The sequence below is a fragment of the Streptomyces sp. NPDC048142 genome (assembly GCF_043202835.1).
GTDB lineage: Bacteria > Actinomycetota > Actinomycetes > Streptomycetales > Streptomycetaceae > Streptomyces.
In genome coordinates this window covers 97,194-117,047 of the sequence record NZ_JBIDBC010000001.1, presented here as the reverse complement: position 1 = coordinate 117,047, position 19,854 = coordinate 97,194, and the positions used below count along the sequence as shown (strand labels likewise).

The 19,854-nt window shown below is 70.9% G+C and carries 18 protein-coding genes; 10 read left to right on the top strand and 8 right to left on the bottom strand.

Annotated elements, in window-relative coordinates:
• Nucleotides 1–103 precede the first annotated feature (103 nt).
• The 6 genes from ACGF2Y_RS00515 (at nt 104) to ACGF2Y_RS00490 (ending at nt 6,454) form a co-directional block, all read left to right on the top strand.
• Nucleotides 104–511, top strand: coding sequence for a DUF742 domain-containing protein (locus ACGF2Y_RS00515; protein ID WP_003966010.1), 408 nt, complete (start codon nt 104–106; stop codon nt 509–511).
• Nucleotides 492–1,073, top strand: coding sequence for an ATP/GTP-binding protein (locus tag ACGF2Y_RS00510; protein ID WP_392941721.1), 582 nt, complete (start codon nt 492–494; stop codon nt 1,071–1,073). The genes ACGF2Y_RS00515 and ACGF2Y_RS00510 overlap by 20 nt, the downstream gene beginning before the upstream one ends.
• Nucleotides 1,074–1,493: 420 nt before the next feature.
• Nucleotides 1,494–4,742 (top strand): nitrate- and nitrite sensing domain-containing protein, encoded by a 3,249-nt coding sequence (locus ACGF2Y_RS00505; protein WP_392941718.1) that lies wholly within the window; start codon nt 1,494–1,496, stop codon nt 4,740–4,742.
• A gap of 10 nt (nt 4,743–4,752) precedes the next feature.
• On the top strand, nt 4,753–5,166 hold the full coding sequence (locus ACGF2Y_RS00500) for a roadblock/LC7 domain-containing protein (protein ID WP_006127847.1): 414 nt from the start codon (nt 4,753–4,755) through the stop codon (nt 5,164–5,166).
• 90 nt (nt 5,167–5,256) lie between these two features.
• A complete protein-coding gene (locus ACGF2Y_RS00495) occupies nt 5,257–5,892 on the top strand; it encodes a DUF742 domain-containing protein (RefSeq protein ID WP_392941716.1) in 636 nt (211 codons plus the stop codon).
• Complete coding sequence (locus ACGF2Y_RS00490; protein ID WP_014048542.1) at nt 5,873–6,454, top strand: ATP/GTP-binding protein; 582 nt, start codon at nt 5,873–5,875, stop codon at nt 6,452–6,454. The genes ACGF2Y_RS00495 and ACGF2Y_RS00490 overlap by 20 nt, the downstream gene beginning before the upstream one ends.
• Before the next feature lie 80 nt (nt 6,455–6,534).
• Here the strand turns inward: ACGF2Y_RS00490 and ACGF2Y_RS00485 are convergent, their stop codons facing one another.
• The 5 genes from ACGF2Y_RS00485 to ACGF2Y_RS00465 all read right to left on the bottom strand — a co-directional run bounded on the left by ACGF2Y_RS00485 (nt 6,535) and on the right by ACGF2Y_RS00465 (nt 14,855).
• Nucleotides 6,535–6,738 carry an acyl-CoA carboxylase subunit epsilon gene (locus ACGF2Y_RS00485; RefSeq protein ID WP_018960133.1) on the bottom strand — a complete coding sequence of 68 codons (204 nt, stop codon included), beginning with the start codon at nt 6,736–6,738 and terminating at the stop codon, nt 6,535–6,537.
• Nucleotides 6,739–6,809: 71 nt separating this feature from the next.
• Nucleotides 6,810–8,393 carry an acyl-CoA carboxylase subunit beta gene (locus tag ACGF2Y_RS00480; protein WP_392941714.1) on the bottom strand — a complete coding sequence of 528 codons (1,584 nt, stop codon included), beginning with the start codon at nt 8,391–8,393 and terminating at the stop codon, nt 6,810–6,812.
• 263 nt (nt 8,394–8,656) lie between these two features.
• Nucleotides 8,657–12,526, bottom strand: a complete 3,870-nt coding sequence (locus ACGF2Y_RS00475) for an endo-alpha-N-acetylgalactosaminidase family protein (RefSeq protein ID WP_392941711.1) — start codon at nt 12,524–12,526, stop codon at nt 8,657–8,659.
• 227 nt (nt 12,527–12,753) lie between these two features.
• Complete coding sequence (locus tag ACGF2Y_RS00470; RefSeq protein ID WP_392941709.1) at nt 12,754–13,584, bottom strand: response regulator; 831 nt, start codon at nt 13,582–13,584, stop codon at nt 12,754–12,756.
• Nucleotides 13,581–14,855: a histidine kinase gene (locus ACGF2Y_RS00465; protein WP_392941706.1), complete on the bottom strand. Its 1,275-nt coding sequence runs from the start codon at nt 14,853–14,855 to the stop codon at nt 13,581–13,583. The genes ACGF2Y_RS00470 and ACGF2Y_RS00465 overlap by 4 nt, the downstream gene beginning before the upstream one ends.
• A gap of 145 nt (nt 14,856–15,000) precedes the next feature.
• On the opposite strand from ACGF2Y_RS00465, the gene ACGF2Y_RS00460 reads away from it, so the two are divergent.
• From ACGF2Y_RS00460 to ACGF2Y_RS00450, 3 genes are all read left to right on the top strand, one after another.
• Entirely contained in the window at nt 15,001–15,423 is a 423-nt protein-coding gene (locus ACGF2Y_RS00460) for a DUF4190 domain-containing protein (RefSeq protein WP_392941703.1), read from the top strand.
• A 232-nt stretch (nt 15,424–15,655) separates the two neighbouring features.
• On the top strand, nt 15,656–16,276 hold the full coding sequence (locus tag ACGF2Y_RS00455) for a YceI family protein (protein ID WP_392941701.1): 621 nt from the start codon (nt 15,656–15,658) through the stop codon (nt 16,274–16,276).
• Between the two features lie 450 nt (nt 16,277–16,726).
• Nucleotides 16,727–16,927 (top strand): hypothetical protein, encoded by a 201-nt coding sequence (locus tag ACGF2Y_RS00450; protein WP_392941699.1) that lies wholly within the window; start codon nt 16,727–16,729, stop codon nt 16,925–16,927.
• A gap of 132 nt (nt 16,928–17,059) precedes the next feature.
• Here the strand turns inward: ACGF2Y_RS00450 and ACGF2Y_RS00445 are convergent, their stop codons facing one another.
• Nucleotides 17,060–17,677 (bottom strand): GNAT family N-acetyltransferase, encoded by a 618-nt coding sequence (locus tag ACGF2Y_RS00445; RefSeq protein ID WP_392941696.1) that lies wholly within the window; start codon nt 17,675–17,677, stop codon nt 17,060–17,062.
• 115 nt (nt 17,678–17,792) lie between these two features.
• Between ACGF2Y_RS00445 and ACGF2Y_RS00440 the strand changes: the two genes are divergently transcribed.
• Nucleotides 17,793–18,266 (top strand): NUDIX hydrolase, encoded by a 474-nt coding sequence (locus tag ACGF2Y_RS00440; RefSeq protein ID WP_392941693.1) that lies wholly within the window; start codon nt 17,793–17,795, stop codon nt 18,264–18,266.
• Nucleotides 18,267–18,289: 23 nt separating this feature from the next.
• On the opposite strand, the gene ACGF2Y_RS00435 is transcribed toward ACGF2Y_RS00440, so the two are convergent.
• Nucleotides 18,290–19,273, bottom strand: a complete 984-nt coding sequence (locus tag ACGF2Y_RS00435; protein ID WP_392941690.1) for an NAD(P)/FAD-dependent oxidoreductase — start codon at nt 19,271–19,273, stop codon at nt 18,290–18,292.
• Between the two features lie 97 nt (nt 19,274–19,370).
• Nucleotides 19,371–19,784, bottom strand: coding sequence for an ATP-binding protein (locus ACGF2Y_RS00430; RefSeq protein ID WP_392941688.1), 414 nt, complete (start codon nt 19,782–19,784; stop codon nt 19,371–19,373).
• Nucleotides 19,785–19,854: the final 70 nt, after the last annotated feature.

The window sequence follows — 19,854 nt, the reverse complement described above, 5'->3', positions numbered from 1 at the left end:
CCCAGGTAATGCCCACAACCCTCACCCGTCAGGCCGCTTTAGTCCCGTCACCGGCCCCTTGCAGACGGCAAGCCGAGAACCTGCTGTCACGCCCGGAGGATTCATGACCCCGCCACCCGCCTCACCCGATCCGTACGGCGCACTGCACCACGCGTCGTACGACGGGGAAGGCGACCAGCCGCTGGTTCGTCCTTATGCCATGACCGGCGGCCGGACCCGGCCGCGCTACCAGCTCGCGATAGAGGCGCTGGTCAGCACGACGGCAGACCCGGCGCATCTGGGGACCCTGCTCCCCGAGCACCAGCGGATCTGCCACCTCTGCCGTGAGGTCAAGTCGGTGGCGGAGGTGTCGGCGCTGCTGTCGATGCCGCTCGGCGTCGCCCGGATCCTGGTGGCGGACCTGGCGGAAGCCGGCATGGTGGCCATCCACCAGCCGGGCAACGGAGAGGCCGGCGGCGCGCCGGATGTGACACTGCTCGAAAGGGTGCTCAGTGGACTTCGCAAGCTCTAGCGGCGGTACGGGCCGCTCCACCACCTCGGCGAAGATCGTGGTGGCGGGCGGCTTCGGCGTGGGCAAGACCACGTTCGTCGGGGCCGTCTCGGAGATCAACCCGCTGCGCACCGAGGCCGTCATGACGTCCGCGTCCGCGGGCATCGACGATCTGACCCACACCGGCGGCAAGACGACGACCACCGTCGCCATGGACTTCGGCCGCATCACGCTCGACCAGGACCTGATCCTGTACCTCTTCGGTACGCCCGGTCAGGACCGCTTCTGGTTCATGTGGGACGACCTGGTCCGCGGCGCCATCGGCGCCGTCGTCCTCGTCGACACCCGCCGCCTCGCCGACTGCTTCCCCGCCGTCGACTACTTCGAGAACAGCGGACTGCCCTTCGTCATCGCCCTCAACGGCTTCGACGGACACCAGCCCTACACCCCCGACGAAGTACGCGAAGCGCTCCAGATCGGGCCCGACGCACCCATCATCACGACGGACGCCCGCCACCGCGCGGACGCCAAGAGCGGCCTGATCACGCTGGTCGAGCACGCGCTGATGGCACGCCTGAAGTAGTTCTTCCACCAGGCGTGAGACCCACCGGCGATCGGGGGGTGGGTCTAAGACCCACCGGCGACTGGGGGTGGGTCTAAGTCGATACCGGCATACGGAAGTTGCCGTAGTCATGCGGGGGCGGCCTGTGTCGTTTGACACGATCCGCCCCCGCATTCATAACGTTTCGACAGAGAATTGACTCCGCACCGCCACCCGATGCATCCATTCGGTACCACTGCGCTCACATGAGCCCCGCCTTTTGACGGGGCTCGCTCTTTATGCCCGTTTTATCTGAGGTCTGGGCCACTCGGAATCAATGATTCCGAGTGTTTGGAAGGGTGCCCGTCCCCGTGCTGCAATTCGACGAACTCCCCAGTAGTACGGCCCTGAACGAATAATCCGGCACAGCGTAGGTGCCGACGCCGAGAGGTTGTTGGTCGAGTGAGGCGAAGCAACGAGGGCTCCCCGGCGCAGCCCGAGCGGGGCAACTTCACCCCGCCGTCGCGCGCTGCGGCGTCCCCTGCGGAGGTGCCCGAAGCCGAGCCCGCCGAGGGCGGCGGCTCCGGCCGGATGTCCCCCCGCAACTGGCGGGTGGCCACCCGGCTGAACGCGATCCTCCTGATCCCGGTGCTGGTCGGCCTGGTCATGGGCGGCTTCCAGGTGAAGGGCTCCATCGACACCTGGAGCGAGGCGCAGGATGCCGAGAAGACCGCGGTCGTCGTGCGCGCCGCGTCCGACTACGGACAGGCGCTCCTGAACGAGCGGGACCTCACCGCCGAGCCGCTGCTCTCGGGCGACCGTGACGCCGACGTGGTCGAGCAGACCCGGGCCACCACGGACGAGGCGGCGCAGAGGTTCGACGCCGCGGTCAAGAACATGCCGGCGAAGCCGGGCCTGGAGCGCCGGCTGAAGCTCTTCAAGGGCGAGGAGCCCAAGCTCCCCGAGCTGCGCAAGGCCGCCTACTCGCAGGCCCTGGACCCGGTGAAGACCGAAGAGGGCTACGTCCAGGTCCAGCACTCGCTGATGGAGTTCTCCAACGAGCTCGGCCTCGGCACCGGCAACATCACCAGCTACGGCCGTACCGTCTACGCGATCGAGCTGTCCAAGGCCGCGGCGTCGCTCCAGCGCTCGATCGGCATGCACCTGCTGGTGCGCCCGAGCCAGCAGCCGGGCACGTACAACGACCAGGTCAAGGCCTTCGGCTCGTACAACTACCTGGAGCAGATCGCGCTCGGCGAGTTCAACTCCGGCGGCACCCAGGCCGACGTCGACCGGCTCAAGCAGGTCATGGCAGGCAAGGCCGCCGAGGGCGCCAGGCAGCTCAAGGCCGCCAAGGAGCAGGCCGAGGCCGCGGGCAAGCCCTTCGTGGCCCCGCCGAGCATCGACGGTTCGGCCTTCGACGGCATGGCCCAGGAGATCGCCAAGGGGCAGGATCCGGAGGACCTGGCGGCCAAGGGCATCACGCCCGAGACCTGGATGGCCGCGGCGACCGCGAAGTTCGAGGGGTACGCCACCGTCGAGGACGAGCTGGTCACCAAGGCGGTGGACGAGGCCGCGAACATCTCCTCCGACGCCAAGACCGACGCCATCGTCAACGGCCTCATCGTCGTCATCGCGCTGCTGGCCGCGTTCCTCCTGGCCGGGCTCATGGCCCGCCAGATGAGCCGCTCGATGCGCCAGCTGCGTACCGCCGCCTTCTCCATCGCCGAGCAGCGGCTGCCCACCCTCGTCGACCAGCTCTCGCGCACCGACCCGGGCCGGGTCGACACCCGGGTGCAGCCGATCCCGATCACCACACGGGACGAGATCGGCGAGGTCGCCCGCGCCTTCGACCAGGTGCACCGCGAGGCCGTCCGGCTCGCCGCCGAGCAGGCCATGCTGCGGGGCAACGTCAACGCGATCTTCACGAACCTCTCGCGCCGCAACCAGTCGCTCATCGAGGGCCAGCTGACCCTCATCACCGACCTGGAGAACAACGAGGCCGACCCGGACCAGCTGGAGAGCCTCTTCAAGCTGGACCACCTGGCGACCCGTATGCGCCGCAACGGCGAGAACCTCCTCGTCCTCTCGGGCGAGGAGCCCGGCCGCCGCTGGAACCAGCCGGTGCCGCTGGTGGACGTCCTGCGGGCCGCCTCCTCCGAGGTGGAGTCCTACGAGCGCATCCAGCTGACCGGCGTGCCGGAGAGCGAGATCCACGGCCAGGCCGTCACCGACCTCGTGCACCTGCTGGCCGAGCTGCTGGAGAACGCCACCACGTTCTCCTCGCCGCAGACCAAGGTCAAGGTCACCGCGACCCGGCTGCCCGACGGCCGCGTCATGGTCGAGATCCACGACAAGGGCATCGGCCTCACCGCCGAGGACTTCGCCGACATCAACCACAAGCTGGCCAACCCGCCGACCGTGGACGCCGCGGTATCGCAGCGCATGGGCCTGTTCGTGGTCGGCCGACTGGCCGACCGGCACGGGATCCGGGTCCAGCTGCGCCCCTCGGGCGAGCAGGCCGGGACCACCTCGCTGGTCATGCTGCCGGACGCCATCACCCACGGTGGCGGTGGCGAACCGAACGGCGGCCAGGACGACTTCACCGTCTCCTCGATCATCCCCGAGCAGCAGGCCTTCGAGCCGGAGCCGCAGCAGGCCCCGATGCGCACGGCGGCCGAGCTCGGCTTCGACGACTCGCGCTACGAGGTCCCGGCGGACCCGACGCAGCTGGACCCGGTCGGCCGCTCGCTGATGCGCGAGGAGCGCAAGGCGGCCCTGGAGGCCCAGACGGGTGCGGGCGGCCCGTTCGGGGACGACTCCCCGGAGCAGCAGGGCTACGCACCGGAGCCGTACGCGGGTGCCCCGTACGGCGGGCAGCAGCAGCCGCAGGGTTACGCCGATGAGCGCTACGGCCAGGACCAGTACGGGCAGCAGCCGCAGCAGGATCCGTACCAGGGGTCGTACGAGCAGCAGCGGTACGGCACCGAGGACGGTTATCCGCAGCAGCAGGACCAGCAGCCGCAGCACGGCCGGCAGCAGGGTCAGCAGCACCCGGCGGACGGTTACACGGAATCGGCATATGCCGTTCCGGACGATCGGCAGGGTCAGCACGCCGACCCGTACGCGGCTCCGGCAGACCGTTCCCACCAGGATGACTGGCCTGTTCAGAGCGGTTTCCAGAACACTTATGAGCCGATTGCTCCCGCCGCGTCGGAATCTGTTCCGAGCACGCCCGCGGAACCTTCGGAGCACGTAGGCTTCGACCGTCCGGGACCCGCTCCGCAGGCCGGCCCCGAGCTGACCGAAGCCGGTCTGCCGCGCCGCGGCGGTCAGCAGCACTGGCAGCCGGGCCCCGGCGGCCGCGGCAACGACCAGCCCGCTCCGGCTCCGCGGCAGGAACAGCGGCAGGACCCGCAGACGGACGGGGACGGCCCCGACGACTGGCGCTCGACGAACGACGAGCGCTGGGAGCGGGCCGACAAGCTCCGTGAGCCGAAGGCGGGCGGAATAACCCCCTCCGGACTCCCCCGGCGCGTACCCAAGGCCAACCTGGTCGAGGGTACGGCGGAGCAGACCCAGCAGGGCGGCCCACAGGTCTCCCGCGCGCCCGAGGACGTCCGCGGCAGGTTGAGCAACCTGCGGCGGGGGATCCAGCGGGGACGCGGCACGGGGTCGGACACCAGTACCACCTACAACCAGGAGCGTTAGTGTGAGCCCGATGAGCCAGGCGGCCCAGAATCTCAACTGGTTGATCACCAATTTCGTGGACAACACCCCCGGGGTGTCGCACACGGTGGTGGTCTCCGCCGACGGACTCCTGCTGGCGATGTCCGAGGGATTCCCGCGCGACCGCGCCGATCAGCTGGCGGCCGTCGCCTCCGGTCTGACGTCGCTGACCGCGGGCGCCTCGCGGATCTTCGAGGGCGGCGCCGTGAATCAGACCGTTGTGGAGATGGAGCGTGGATTCCTCTTCATCATGTCCATCTCCGACGGATCCTCGCTCGCCGTGCTGGCCCACCCGGACGCCGATATCGGTCTGGTTGGGTACGAAATGGCCCTTCTGGTGGACCGTGCGGGCAGCGTCCTGACTCCGGACCTCCGCGCCGAACTTCAGGGAAGTCTTCTTAACTAGTAGAGAGACAGTGCGTTTCTCGCCACCGCACCTTAAAGTGCGGTGGCGCGGCCCCACTGGGATCGGCGACCGGCAGTCGGAGGAGGAAACGTGGCAGCACCCACAGGCGGGCACTCATACAACGGTGACCAGAGGGTTCCGGGTGAGCACGGTGACGACCGTTTCGGCTTCCCTGCCGCACCCGGTGGACAGGGACCCGAGCAGTATCAGCCATACCAGCAGCCCCAGCACTCGCAGCAGCCCCAGGGTGCTCACGGCGCTCAGGGGTCCCAGTGGCCTCCGCAGCAGCCGGGGGCGGGGTGGCCGCAGCAACCGCAGCAGCCCCAGCGGTACGACGCACCCCAGCAGCAGCGGCGGGCTCCCCAGCCCGCCAAGCCCGCCGTGCACAACCCGCTGGTCCGTCCGTACGCCATGACCGGCGGCCGGACCCGACCGCGTTACCAGCTCGCCATCGAGGCGCTGGTGAGCACCACGGCCGATCCGTCCCGGCTGCAAGGGCAGTTGCCCGAGCACCAGCGGATCTGCCGGCTCTGCATCGAGATCAAGTCGGTCGCCGAGATCTCGGCCCTTCTCTCGATCCCCCTCGGCGTTGCCCGGATCCTCGTCGCCGACCTGGCCGAGGCCGGACTCGTCGCTATCCATCAGCCGGGCGGCGACGAGGCCGCCGGCGGCCAGCCAGATGTGACACTGCTCGAAAGGGTGCTCAGTGGACTTCGCAAGCTCTAGCGGCGGAGCGGCCCGCTCCACTACCTCGGCGAAGATCGTGGTGGCAGGGGGCTTCGGCGTGGGTAAGACCACGTTTGTCGGTGCCGTTTCGGAGATCAATCCGCTGCGCACCGAAGCCGTGATGACGTCCGCCTCGGCGGGCATCGACGATTTGACCCACACCGGGGACAAGACCACCACGACGGTGGCCATGGACTTCGGGCGCATCACCCTGGACCAGGACCTGATCCTGTACCTCTTCGGTACGCCGGGTCAGGACCGCTTCTGGTTCATGTGGGACGACCTGGTCCGCGGCGCCATCGGCGCCGTCGTCCTCGTCGACACCCGCCGCCTCGCCGACTGCTTCCCCGCCGTCGACTACTTCGAGAACAGCGGACTGCCCTTCGTCATCGCCCTCAACGGCTTCGACGGACACCAGCCCTACACCCCCGACGAAGTACGCGAAGCGCTCCAGATCGGGCCGGACACCCCGATCCTGACGACGGATGCCCGCCACCGCGCGGACGCCAAGAGCGCGCTCATCACGCTGGTCGAGCACGCGCTGATGGCACGCCTGCGCTGAGGGCCCGTCCCCGTACGCACGAGAAGGGCCCCGCACTCCTTGAGGAGTGCGGGGCCCTTCTCCGTGAGCCGTGCGGGCGGTCAGCCCTGCCAGCTGTGCGGGGCGCGGAAGCCCGGCGTGCGCTCCAGGCGGCGCCAGCCGGCGGTGTCCCGGCCCCGGTGGGCGGGGGCGGCGGGCCGGGCGGCGGCGCGGGCCATCAGGACGGCGGTGATGGCCGCCAGCTCCTCGGGGTCGGCGTGACCCTTCTCGACGCGCAGGACGGACTCGGCGGACGTCAGGCTCATGATGGGGTGTCTCCGTCTTCTCGGCAGGATGTCGTGGACCGTGCGGCGGATCGCGCCGCTGCGGAGGATGACTACTGCGGGGGGTTGCCGTGCTTGCGGGACGGCAGGTCGGCGTGCTTGTTACGGAGCATGGCGAGCGAGGCGATGAGCACCTCGCGGGTCTCGGCGGGGTCGATGACGTCGTCGACGAGGCCGCGCTCGGCCGCGTAGTAGGGGTGCATCAGCTCGGCCTTGTACTCCTTGACCATGCGGGTGCGCATGGCCTCGGGGTCCTCGGCGTCGGCGATCTGCCGGCGGAAGATGACGTTGGCGGCGCCCTCGGCGCCCATCACGGCGATCTCGTTGGTGGGCCAGGCGTAGGTGAGGTCGGCCCCGATGGACTGGCTGTCCATGACGATGTACGCGCCTCCGTAGGCCTTCCGCAGGATCAGCGAGATCCGCGGCACGGTGGCGTTGCAGTAGGCGTACAGCAGCTTCGCGCCGTGGCGGATGATCCCACCGTGCTCCTGGTCCACACCCGGCAGGAAGCCGGGGACGTCCAGTAGGGTGATGATCGGGATGTTGAAGGCGTCGCACATCTGGACGAAGCGTGCGGCCTTCTCGGAGGCCTCGATGTCCAGGACCCCCGCCAGCGCCTGCGGCTGGTTGGCGACGATGCCGACGACCTGTCCGTCGAGGCGGGCCATCGCGCAGATGATGTTGCGGGCCCAGCGTTCGTGGATCTCCAGGTAGTCGCCGTCGTCGACGAGTTCCTCGATCACCTGGTGCATGTCGTACGGGCGGTTGCCGTCGGCCGGGACCAGGTCCAGCAGGACGTCACCGCGCCGGTCGGCGGGGTCGTCGCTCTCGGCGGTGGGCGGGTTCTCGCGGTTGTTGGAGGGCAGCATCCCGATGAGGTAGCGGACCTCGGCGATGCAGGTCTCCTCGTCGTCGTACGCGAAGTGCGCGACGCCGGAGGTCTCTGCGTGCACGTCCGCGCCGCCGAGACCGTTCTGCGTGATCTCCTCGCCGGTGACCGCCTTCACGACGTCCGGCCCGGTGATGAACATCTGCGAGGTCTCACGGACCATGAACACGAAGTCGGTCAGCGCCGGACTGTAGGCCGCACCGCCCGCGCACGGCCCCAGCATCACACTGATCTGCGGAATCACCCCGCTCGCACGGGTGTTGCGCTGGAAGATACCGCCGTAACCGGCGAGCGCCGAGACACCCTCCTGGATACGGGCCCCGGCACCGTCGTTCAGCGACACCAGCGGAGCACCCGCCGAGATCGCCATGTCCATGATCTTGTGGATCTTTGTGGCATGCGCCTCACCCAGCGCCCCGCCGAAGATCCGGAAGTCATGCGCGTAGACGAAGACCGTCCGGCCCTCGACCGTCCCCCACCCGGTGATCACACCATCGGTGTACGGCTTCTTCGCCTCCAGACCGAACCCCGTGGCCCGGTGCCGGCGCAGCTGCTCGACCTCCTTGAACGAACCGGGGTCCAGCAGCAGCTCGATCCGCTCCCGCGCCGTCAGCTTCCCCTTGGCGTGCTGCGCCTCGGTCGCCCGCTCACTCGGCCCGCGCCGCGCCCGCTCGCGCAGGGTCAGCAGTTCGGCCACCCGGCCTCGGGCGTCGTTCGGCTCACCCTGGGTTTCGTCCACAACGGTCATGTACTGACCCTACGAACCCCGACCCAGAAATCGTGCCGTCGACTCCGCACAGTCTCCTGCTCGGTTTCGTGGTGGGAGTGAACAGAACCCTGGCGTCGTGCAGGCGATCCACCAGCGAAAGGCCGTCTGCGGCTGTGGGAACCCCACAAAGGGGCGGTGTGCCGTGGGCCACATGCCCCTGAGGGGGCCCGAAGGCCCCCTCAGTATCGCGCGGCACAGTTCCCCTGATGTCCACCGCGCCCGGTGAATAGTTCGACCGGCGTTCAACTTCCGCAGTGGAAGCGGGCATTGCCCCAGTCGGCGTGGTCGTTGCCATTGCCGTCGCCGCCGTCCCGGACGACCAGCTCGACGTACTGCGCGCCGGTGACGTCGGCGGTGAGCTTCCAGGCGGGATCGGCCGCCCCCAGCACCGGTGACGCGACCTCCTCCGTGCCGTCGGCGGTGACGGAGAACCGCACACTGCCCCGGGTGGACTGGACGTCGTCGACGCCCACCTCGGCGGTGAAGGAGGTGCACTTCCCACCCAGGTAGTAACGGATCTTCGCCGGGGCATGGGTGCCCAGCCCCTTGGCGTACGCGACCCCGCCGATCTTCAGCGGGCCGCCGTCACCGGCCCCGGTCTCCCCGTTGGCCCGGTCGCGCTCGACCGGGCCCCAGCCGTTTTCCGAGGCCGTCCAGTCGAGGTCACTGGCCCAGCTGTCCTCGGTGGGCGGCGGCGGGAGCGTACGGACGAAGGTCCCGGCGCCGAGCACCCGGCCGGCTCCCCCGACGGCGTACGTGGCCTCCGCGTCCAGCGCGTAGGTGTCGTAGGGGGCGCCGACCGGCGGGGTGACCCGCCAGCTGCCGGTGACCTTCGCACCCGGGGCGACCGAGTCGAAGGCGACCGCGCCCACGGGCTCGGCCTCCCAGCCCTCGGGCACGGTCAGCGCGAGCCGCACGCCGGTGGCGGCACTTCTCTCGTCGTTGCCGAAGGTCGCCCTCACCGTGTTCGGGGCTCCCGGCTCCAGGGTCTCGGCGTCGGCGGCCACACCGAGCGTGCCGCAGACGGCCTCCTGCCCGGCGGGGGCCGGTCCGAGGTCGGTCACGGTGAAGCCGTCGAGCACGAAGTCCGCGCCGGCGGGTGCTCCGGACAGCTTGCGCAGCCCGGTCCAGGTGTCGCCGCAGCCCGCGGTGAGCGTCCGGCCGAAGTGCCCGGTGGTGCGCTGCCGCCCGATCGGGGTGGCCCGGGTCTCGGTCGATGCGGCCTTGCCGTCGGTGACCCGGTCGTAGCCCTCGACCCAGCTGTAGGCGCCCGCATGGCTGGACTGGTAGTCGAACGCGACCCGGTAGCGGTGGCCGTCCTTCATCGGGACGGTCCAGGGGGCGGTGCGGTAGACGAGGCCGGTGTTCTCCTCGTGGGACTTCAGGGACTCCTTCCCGCCGAGCACGTCGTCGATCAGTTTCCCGTTCCAGCCGGACTGGGTGTACGGGGCGTGGAGCTGCGAGATGCTGGTGCGGGGGTCGGTGGAGCCGCCCGCGTCGCCCTTGAGGAAGGGGCCCCAGCCCTGGTCGACGGCCTCGAAGTCCTCGTACACCACGGTGCCGGGGCGGGTGGCGGGGGCGTTCTCCACGATCCGTACGTCATCGGCCCGGACCTGCGCCGTGCTGCCCGCCGCCGCCTCGATGCGGAGGGAGGTGCGGCCCTTCGCCGGTGCGGTGAAGTTGACCTTGGCGCGCTGGAAGAAGGTGCCGTGCCAGTCGGACGCGGCGACGAAGTCCTCGGCCGTGGAGCGTTCGACGGCCACGGACTTCCCGCCGGCGCTCAGGGTGGTGCGGCGGCTCTCGCCGGGCTCGACCTCGACGAGGGCGGAGGCGGTGTAGCGCTCGCCGGGCTTGAGGCCGGTGACGGTCTGGGAGAGCGAGGCCTTGTCCGGGCCGGAGAGTTCGGCGCTGTTGCGGCCCTGCTCGTCGGTGTCGCGGACGGCGGTGCCGGTCTTCGTCCAGCCCTTCAGGTCCCGGTCGTTGAAGCTGGGGTCCGTGAGTTTGGTCCCCTTCCCCCAGTCGGGGGCGGCCTCCTTCGGAGCCCGGCCGGGGTACAGGACGTAGGCCTGCCCGGCGGCGGCGGTCAGCGTGATCTTCCCGCGCACGGGACGGACGGTGGTGACTTTCTCGCGGCCGTTGTCGGTCAGCTCGTAGAGGGTGTACGGGCGCTTGCCTGGCACCTCCCAGGTGCTGGTGCCGCCGGTCCCGCTGTAGTGGTAGAGCTTCTTGCCGCCGTCCCACGGCAGCAGGTAGTCGGTGCCGCTGAGCACCTTGCGGCCCTGGTCGTAGAAGGTGCGCTGCCCGTTCTCGACCGTGCCGCGCACCCCGCCGGTGAAGGTGATGTCGTTGCCGTCCCAGCGGGTGATCCGCTGCTGCTGGAGGTACTTCGCGGGCAGGTTCTGCTGCCAGATGTTGGCGGTGAAGGCGTTCCAGTCGGTCTCGCCGGTCCAGCCCTCGAAGTCCTCCAGGACGCTCTGGCCGAGGACCGGGTGGTTGTTCCAGATGTCCTTCTCGCCGTTGCGGATGAACCGGATGATCTGCGAGTTCAGGCCCTTGTTGGTGGCCCCGCCGTAGTTCAGGTCGTTGGCCCAGTGCGACCAGAGCGAGGCGCGCTCGAACTTGTCGGCCCATTCGGTGCCGACGGTCCAGCCCTGCTTCTGCACCGCCTGGATGGTCTTGTCGGCGATCCAGCCGTGGCTGTAGTAGACGTCGATGTAGAGGAAGTCGAGGTTCTCGTCGGTCTCGTCGCGCAGTTGCTGGAAGCGTTTCGCCAGGTCGCCGCTGTTGATGTCGCGGCGCTGGTCGATGTAGTAGCTCTGGTTGAGCCAGTTCCAGCCGGGCCTGGTCTTGTCGACGAGCTGCTCGTCGAAGGCGTTCGCCTCCGGGTAGGACTCGGTGGCGTTCACATGGACGCCGAAGTCGGCGCCCCACTTCTTGCCCTCCTTGAGCAGGGTGTTGAGGTCCTTGAGACCGCCGGCCCGCTTGTTGTAGTTGCCGCCGTAGTCCGGGTGGGCGGAGTCGTGCCCCTCGGAGCCGTACCCCTTGAGGACGGCGAGCTGGCCGAGACCGTCGGTGGCCTTGGAGATCCGCTTGACGTCGTCCAGGGTGCGCAGGAAGGGGTGGGTGGCCTGGCTTGCGAAGTTGAACGGGATGTGGGTGACGACCCGCTTCGCGGTGTCCTCGCTGCCCGGCGCGGTGACGCCGATCGAGCGGAAGGCGATTGCCCCGTCCTGCCAGTCGACGGCCCGGTCGCCGTTGGCGTCCGGGGTGACGACGACCTTGGCCCACGGCAGGTTCTCGCCGCTCTCGGGCTCCGGCGCGCCCTCGCCCCGGTAGGTCCACTGGCCGGACCATACGCCGACCCGGACGCCGCCGTCCTCCTCGGTGCGCGCCTGGTGCCAGAAGCGGGCGTCGTCGCCGCCGGTGGCCCCGGCGGGCTTGTCGTACGAGGAGTTGGACTCGACGGCCGCGGCGAGCGAGCCGTTGTTGAGGATCGCGTAACTGGCCCCGACGGGCGCGGCGTCGGGCTTCGTACCGCCGGTGATCTCCGCGAAGACGTCGGCGGTGCGGGTGGAGTCCGGGTCGAGCTTCGTGAACGCGGTGGCGGCCCCGGTCTCGGTGGACCCGACGGAGATCAGGTCGTGCCCCGGGATGTCGATCGTGCCGACCCGGAAGGCTTCGGTGTCGCGGACGGCGGTCACCTTGAACGTGGTGGCGCGCCCGGAGACGGTGAGCGAGGCGTCGATCTCGACGCCCGGGAGCCCGTCGAAGGCGAGGGTGTAGCGGGCGGCGGAGCGGGTGACCTTCGGCGCGCCCGTGAGCTTCACCCGGTGGGCGGTTCCGTTGAGGGTGACGGCGGTGACCGGCCGGGTGCTGCCGAGCAGCCGCTTGCCGCTCGCCCGGTCGGTGTACGACAGGACGCGCGGAAAGTCGTCGGCGACGGCGACGACGAGCCGGCCGGACCCGATGACGGCGGATCCACCGGATTCCGCCGTCCGGGCCGGGGAGGGGGACGGATCGGCGGCTGCGGCGGGGAGGGCGGCCCCCGCGAGCGCCAGGACGGCTGCGGAGGCCGCGGCGACCAGGCCGGGGCGAGGGAATCTTGGCGACATGGCCCCTGGGTAGTCGCCGTGTCCGGACACCGTCAACGAACTTCGGCTCCGGGGGCCGACTCCGTCCAACAACCCCGGTGCGTTAGTCCAAGTGAGGAGGGTGCGGGGCGGACGGGGCGGCACGGGCGCCTGACAAGCCGGGCCGGGCGACCAGGCCAGGCCGGGCGGGGCGGGCGGGGCGGGGCGGGCGGGGCGGGGCTGGCCGGGGCAGGGTGCCTGGTGGTGCGTCAGCCCGTCACCCGGGGCACGACCAGGCCGGTTTCGTACGCGATCACCACCGCGTGGGTCCGGTTCTGCGCGCCGAGCTTGGTCAGCACGTTCCCGACGTGCGTCTTCACCGTCTCCAGGCTCACCGTGCACGACCGGGCGATGTCCGGGTTGGACAGGCCGGTGGCCATCAGGCGCAGCACCTCCTCCTCCCGGCCCGTCAGCGCCGCCCTCGGCAGCGCCTCGGCGGATTCCAGTGGGCGGGCGGTGACCATCTGGCGCAGCACCGCCGGGAAGAGGATCACCTCGCCCGCCGCGACCACCCGTACCGCCTCCGCGATCTTGGGGACGGGGAGCCGCTTGAGCACGAAGCCGCTGGCTCCGGCGCTGAGTGCGGCGGTGACGTAGTCGTCGTTCTCGAAGGTGGTGATCACCACGACCTTCGGCGGGTCGGCCTGCCCTGCGAGGAGCTGCCGGGTGGCCTCGATGCCGTTGCGGCGCGGCATCCGTACGTCCATCAGGACCACGTCCGGCCGCAGCCGCTGTGCCCGCTCGACTGCTTCGATGCCGTCGGCGGCCTCCCCGACGACGGCGATCCCGGGCTGCATTCCGAGCAGGGTGCGCAGACCGCTGCGGGTCACCTCGTCGTCGTCCGCGATCAGGAGGGTGATGCGGCTGGAGGCGCCGGCGGTGTCGGTGGTGACGGCTGCGCCCGCGTCGGGACCGGTCGCGGCCGGTGCGCCCGCATCGGGACTGATCGTGACGGCTCCGCCCGCGTCGGGACCGGTCGCGACGGCTCCGCCCGCATCGGTGCTGGTCGCGACCGCTGCGCCCGCTGGTGAGCCGTTCATGCGGGCAAGCGTACGGGCAGCCGGACCGCGAGCCGCCAGTGCTCCGGTCCGTCCGGACCGGCCTCGATCTCGCCGTGCAGCAGCCGCACCCGCTCGAAGAGGCCGGGCATGCCGTGCCCGGACGTCGGGAAGGCCCCCGGGCTCATGCCGCTCCGGGCCCCGGTCCGGTTGACCACGTCGAGCTCCAGCGATTCCGGCGCGGCCGCCACCCTGACCCGGATCGGACCGCCCGCTCCGTGCCGCAGCGCGTTCGTCAGCCCTTCCTGCAGGATCCGGTACGCGGCGCGGGAGAGCGTCCCCTGCACCTGCGCGTAGTCGCCCGACAGCTCCGGCTCCACCACCGCGCCCGCGTGCCGAAGCCGGTCGAGCAGCTCGGGAAGGTCGGCCAGGGTCCGGGCCGGCGCCGTCCCCGCCTTCTCCTCACGCAGCATGCCCAGCACATAGTCCAGGTCCTCAAGGGCGGCCCGGGTCGACTCCTCGATGCTGCGCAGGGCGGCCCGCGCCGCCGACGGGTCGGCACCGAGCACCTCGCCCGCCACCGCCGCCTGGATCGTGGCGGCCGTCAGGGTGTGCCCGATCGAGTCGTGCAACTCGTGGGCCAGCCGGTTGCGTTCGGCCAGTACCCGCTCCCGCTCGGCCGCCAGCGCGAGCCGCTCGGCCGACGACGGACCCAGCAGTCTGGGCGCCAGCCACCGCAGGGCGTGCGTCACCGCCAGGCACAGCGCCGCCGCCAGCAGCAGGCAGCAGAGCGCCGCTGCCCAGCTCCGCCAGCCGCTGTCCGCCCGCAGCGACCAGCCGTTCACGCTCACCCCGGCCTCGGCGCCGGCCCAGCCGCCGGGAAGGAGCAGGCCCGCGATGAACAGCAGCACGCTCAGCTGAGCCCCCGCCCACCCCAGCGCTACCTGCGACAGCAGCCAGAGCGGGGTCCGCCAACGGTCGGCGGCCGACGCCGTGGGAGAAGCCGCCCCCTCACCGGTCGAGCCCGCACGCCGGCGCTTGCCCACGGGGTCCGGCAACGGCACCCCCAGCATCCGCCGGGCGCAGGCGATCAGCACCCGCCGGGTCGTGCGGGACAGTCCGATCGCACCGATCAGCACGGACCAGACCAGCACGGTCAGAGCGAACTGCGCTCCCTCGGAAGCGGATGGCCACGCCATCGCCGGCAGGGCCGCGAACGGCAGCAGAGGAAGACTCGCCAGCGCACCGCAATAGGCGAACAGCGCACCCGCATACGTGGAGCCGCGCAGCAGCGGCCGGATTCCTCTCAACATGGCCAGGCAAGTATGAACCCGACGGACCACCGGCGGCCTCCCCCGATCGGGGGAGCGAATTCTCCCGCCTTCCCGCGATGTGCCCGTGGGCCCCCGAAAGCAGAATCGGCCTCTCAACCAGTCGACGGGACGGAAGGACGGGCAGATGAACGCTCAGGGGATCGAGGCGCGGCTGAACCACACGGTGTCCGCTCAGGACCAGGCCGTACGGACGCGGACGGCGCCGAACGGAAGGGCACCGGACCCGACAGTGCCGAAGAACAGCCTGGCCACGGCCGCCATGACACTGGGCATCGTCGGCCTGTGCACCTCGGTGGTCTTCATCGGCGGCCCGCTCGCCGTGATCGGCCTGATCCTGGGCATCGCGGCGCTGCCGGCGGCCAGGCGGACCGGCGCGGGCCGGGGCAAGGCCGTCACCGCCCTGGTGACGTCGTCCCTCGCGATCGTGGTGTCCGGGCTGGTCGCCGTCTTCATGGTCTGGTACGCGAACAAGACGCAGGAGTGCTACCAGCCCGACAGCTTCCACCAGTACACACAGTGCGTCCGCGAGCACCTGAACGGAAGCTGAACCGCTTCCCCCTTCCCTCACCGGTGAACCGGTTCCCTCACCGGTGAACCGGCTGCCCACTCCCTGGACGCTGCCCACTCCCCCCGGGCGCTGCCCTGCCGGCACGGTCCACTGGACGCAAGATGTTGAACTTTGAACTAGATCGCGCTACAGTCAATCTCGTTGAAGGTTAAACCAAACTTTCGGCGTCGCCGGACCCCCGTCCCCCGCAGCGCATCCCCGAGGAGGAGCCATGGCTCTGTTCACCCGCAAGTCGACCGCCGCCCCCACCGTCACCGAGGCCCCCTCGGTGGATCCGGCGCTGGCCGCGCTGACCGGCACGTACACCCTGGACCCGGCCCACAGCAGCATCGGCTTCACGGTGCGCCACGCCATGGTCACGAACGTGCGCGGCTCGTTCGGCGAGCACGAAGGCACCCTGGTGGTGGACGGTACGGACCCGGCGAACTCCACCGCCTCCATCGACGTGAAGATCGCCAGCATCGACACCGGCATCGCCGACCGCGACGGCCACCTGGTCAGCGGCGACTTCTTCGACGCGGAGACGTTCCCCCTCATGACGTTCCGCTCCACGAAGGCCGAGCAGCTGGGCGGCGAGGCGTACCGGATCACCGGCGACCTGACCATCAAGGACGTCACGCGCCCGCTCGCCATCGACCTGGAGTTCAACGGCTCCGCCACCGACGTCTACGGCAACGAGCGCGTCGGCTTCGAGGGCAGCGCCGACATCCTGCGCTCCGACTGGGGCCTGACCTGGAACGCGGCGCTGGAGACCGGCGGCGTGATGGTCAGCGACAAGGTGAAGCTGACCTTCGACATCTCCGCGATCAAGGCCGCCGCCCCGGGGGCCTGACCCCCCTCGCCGTCGAGCACGTCCGCCCGGCACACAGCGCGCCCCGCACCCGGATACCGGGGACGGGGCGCGCTGTCGTGTGTGCGGGGACTGCTTGACGACCTTCTCCGCGAAGAGCGGGACCCACGTACTGCACGACGGCCCGCACGATCACGGCGGGCGGCTCGCACATCTGCCTGCAGGCCGGTCCACGCACGGTCGCCATCAAGGTCTTCCGGTACAAGTGCGGCAACCAGAGCGTGCGCGGCCAGGCCGTCAACTCCTGGCCCCACGAGTCCGGTCGGACGCTGGTCGGATCCGGCTTCATCTTCGGAACAACCTTCTGCCTGCCGCCACGGGTGACATCGACGAGGGCTCCCGTACGTGGAGCGGCACGCTCGACTGGTACATCCGCACCTACGGCAAGCCCCCGACAGCTGTCCGACTCGCGCGGCGCCGAGGTCACCTGTGTTGACGGGCACCCCCGACGGCCGGACGCTCTTCGTCAACATCCAGCATCCCGGGGAGCGCACGGCCCGCTGGGGCGCCCCGGACCCGGACGCTCCCCGCACCACCGGCAACTGGCCCGCCCACACCCGGTCCGGCCGCCCCCGCTCCGCCACGGTGGCCGTCCGCCGGGGAGAAGAAGACGCACGGGCGACGAGAGCCTGAGCTCAGGCCGACGACCATGCCTCGGGGGGCGGGGGCCGGGCCTCCCTGGGCCGGGCCTCCCGGGTCTCGCCCCCGGCCCCAGGCCCCGGTCCCCCGGTCCCAGGCCTCAGTCCCCGGGTTCCCGGATTCCCGTTACGCCGTGCCGACCGGGCGCGGCTCCCGGCGCATCACCCACAGCACCGGGCCGCCGCCCGGCAGCGCCGCCTCGCCCAGGACCGTGAAGCCGAAGTGCTCGTAGAAGGGCAGGTTGTCCGGCTTGGAGGACTCCAGGTAGACCGGCAGGCCCGCCGCGTCGGCCTTGGCCAGCCCGGATCGCAGCAGCGCCGCCCCGTGCCCTTGGCCCCGGGCGGCCGGGTCCGCGCCGACGACCGCCAGGTACCAGTGCGGTTCCTGCGGCCCGTGCTGGGCGGCCGCCTCGACGGCGTCCCGGAACAGGGGCGCCCGGTCGCCGAGGATCTCCGCCAGCTCCGCGATCGTCTCCGCGTCGGGAACGGCCTTCTCCTGCCCTTCCGGCGGCACCCAGAACGCGGCCGCCGACGCGGTGCGCTCGCACACCCCGTGGCGGCCGTACTGCCGGGTGAAGATCGTGGTGAAGTAGCGGACCAGGTCCGGCTCGCGCGAGGCCCCGCCGGGGAAGAACCACCCCATCATCGGGTCGTCGGCGAAGGCGCGGGCCAGGGTGCGGCTGATCGACGGAGCATCGTCGAGCGTGGCCGCCTGCGGCGTGTTCGTTATCGACATACAGGTCATTCTGCACACCGATGATCTTGAAGGGTCACGGGGGTCTCCCCTCCCCAGGCGCCCGCCCGGACGCCGGGGACGCCGGCCCGGACGCTGCCCCGGACACCCGGGATAGCCTCCCCGGATGGATCGGAGACTTGCCGCGTACGCGGTGTGCATCGAGGACGGACGGGTGCTGCTCGCCCATGCCGTGGAGCCGGACGGCGGGCGGACCTGGACCCTCCCGGGCGGCGGGGTGGAACACGCGGAGGACCCGTTCGACGCGGTGATCCGGGAAGTCGCCGAGGAAACCGGCCTGGAGGCCGTGGTCGAGCGTCTGCTCGGCGTGGACTCACGGGTGATTCCGGCAGGCGAGCGGCGCCGGCCCTGTGCGCCCGAGCTCCAGAACGTCGGCGTCTTCTACCGCGTCCGCGTCACCGGCGGCCGGCTCCGGCCCGAACCGAACGGCGACACCGCCGAGTCGGTGTGGACCCCGCTGCCCGAGGTCGCCCGCCTGCGCCGGTCGTCGCTGGTGGACATCGGGCTCGGCCTGGCGCAGACCCTCCCGCCCACGGGGCACATGGGCCCCGTCCCGGTCGGCGGTCCGGTCCAGCACTGACCCGGCGGATCCCGCCCGCGCCCTCAGCGGCGCAACCCCGTCATCCCGTGGCCCGCCGGGCCCGCGACCGCCAGCCGGGTGTCCTCGGCGATCAGGTCGCCGTTGACCGCGCCCGCCGCGCGGAGGCCCGCCGCAGCCGCACCGATGACCTGCTCGGTGAGGTTGGCGACGTTGCCCGCCACCCAGACGCCGGGGATCTCCGTGGCACCGGCCGCGTCGGCCGCGATGTACGAACCGATCACCGTGCCGCCCATCTCCTGCTCCACCGGGGTCAGCCCCAGCGACTCCAGGACCGCCGAGCGGGCGGTGAACCGGGCCTGGACCACCAGCGCCTCGCGCGGGATCACCCGGCCGGACTCCAGCCGTACGCCGGTGAACCGGTCGTCCGTGACCTCCAGTCCCGCCACCTCGCCGTCCACCACCGCCACACCTCGCGCGGCCAGCTCCTCGTACTCCTGGTCCGACGGCTCCGGGCCCGTGTGGCGGAAGAGGGTGACGTCCTCGCTCCACTGCCGCCACATCAGCGCCTGGTGCACGGCGAGGGAGCCGGTGGCGAGCACGCCGATCGGGCGGTCCGCCACCTCGTGGCCGTGGCAGTACGGGCAGTGCAGCACCTCGCGCCCCCAGCGCTCCGCCAGGCCGGGCACGGGCGGCAGTTCGTCGACGAGCCCCGTCGTGACCAGCAGCCTGCGCGCCTCGACCGACCGGCCGTCCTCCGTCACCACCCGGAAGCCCCGCTCCCCCGGCAGCCGCTCGGCCGAGACCACCCGGCCCTCGGCGAGCTCCGTTCCGTATCCGGCCGCCTCGCCCCGGCCGATCGCCAGCAGTTCGCCGGGCGGGGTCGACTCGCGGCCCAGGTAGTTGTGCACATGGGACGCGGGCGCGTTACGGGGCTCGCCCGCGTCGATCACCAGGACCGAACGCCGGGCCCGCGCCAGGGTCAGCGCCCCGCTCAGGCCGGCGGCCCCGCCGCCCACGATCACCACGTCGTACCGCTGCTGCTTCATGTCGCTCCTCCTTCGTCACCCGGCGGATCGCCTCCGCTCGATGACGAGAGTGCGCCCGTGAGGCCGAAACGACAAACATCCTTGCCGAAACAGCAACTCACGCGATGTTGAACTCGCACCACACGACCTTGCCCGGATCCCGCTCGGCCACCCCCCACTTGTCCGCCAGCCCCGCGACGAGCAGCAGCCCGCGCCCGCCCTCGTCGTCGGCCCCCGGCACCCCGTCCACCGGGCGCACCTCACCGTCACCGCTGTCGTGCAGCTCGACGCGGATCATGTTCTCGATCCGCTCCAGGTAGATGTGGACCTTGAAACCACGCCCCGGCGGAACACCGTGGCGGAGGGCGTTGGTCGCCAGTTCGGTTACGCAGAGCAGCACATCGTCGGCGCGCTCTTCGCACTTCCACTCGACGAGAGCCTTGCGGGCGAACTTGCGTACGACCGGGATCGACCTGCGCTCACGGCAGTAGAAGGCCGCGCGGAAGTAGGGGAGTTGAGTTGTCTCGTTCATACTTCCACGCTCACACAACGTCACTACGCTTCAGCAGAGCGGAGAGACGTACAAACACTTTTGTACGGGT